Source organism: Anaerovorax odorimutans, assembly GCF_024459955.1.
In the GTDB taxonomy this organism is placed as follows: Bacteria; Bacillota; Clostridia; order Peptostreptococcales; family Anaerovoracaceae; genus Hominibacterium; species Hominibacterium odorimutans_A.
The window spans coordinates 1-830 of record NZ_JANFXK010000068.1; the positions used below are offsets into that span (position 1 = coordinate 1).

Here is an 830-nt window from a genome sequence, read left to right on the forward strand (position 1 = left end):
ACATACATTGCTACCGGCTGGCGCAGCGGATGGGAATTTTGTAAAAAAGCAGATTCTCAGGTAGAAACGGCCACGATGAAATGTGACGCGCGCTTTGGTCGCCGTATGATACAATAATGGCAGTTGTTAAGACATAGCAGAAGGAAAGGTGGACTTTTTGGCCGAGAAAATTAGCAGGAGGTGAAGCAATGTGCAGTAAAGACACTTTGGACGCGATTCTTAAATGTGTTTATAAGAGAGCAAAAGCTGAATTTGGTAGTCAGCTAAGTTCGATCATGTTATATGGTTCTTACGCCAGAGAAGATTACGATGATGAGTCGGATGTCAATGTGATGGTCATCGTAGACCTACCTGCGAGTAAAACCAAGGAGTTCAGACGGGCCTTTTCTGATTTTTCCCTAGAACTGGACTTGCAGTATGATGTCGTAGTCTCACTTCTGTTACAAGATAAAGCGACCTTTGAACGATGGAAAGGATCGTCACCTTTCTTTAAAACTGTTTTAAACGAAGGAGTGGAGTTCGTTGTCTAAGCAGATGCTATCGCATTTGCCAGAGATAAAATTGACGAAATTAGCTTGTGCCTGAAAGCATCGAGCCTCTTATTGTGTGATGTGGATTGCGTCCTTTTTGATAAAATAATTGAATAAGAAACTTATGTGGAATCCCTTGGACCTGTTGAAAAAGCAGAGCCAGGGGTTTCTTGTTGGATTGGATTTACTAGCCGACTGGTCTAGGGACTGGTTGGCTTTTTTAGTTGTGGAAGGAGGTGAATCTATTGGCATATATTGAGCCAGAGACTTTGGCGGAGATAAAACAAATGGATCTTTTGA

General features: G+C 42.3%; 1 protein-coding gene. It reads left to right on the forward strand.

Translation table 11 applies throughout. The annotated features are described in order from the left end of the window. The first annotated feature begins 188 nt into the window (after positions 1 to 188). Positions 189 to 530, forward strand: a complete 342-nt coding sequence (locus NE619_RS17860) for a nucleotidyltransferase domain-containing protein (RefSeq protein WP_256133842.1) — start codon at positions 189 to 191, stop codon at positions 528 to 530. Positions 531 to 830: the final 300 nt, after the last annotated feature.

Coding starts and splice junctions, on each gene's coding strand:
- NE619_RS17860 (WP_256133842.1), top strand. CDS start 189: ATGTGCAGTAAAGACACTTTGGACGCGATTCTTAAATGTGTTTATAAG.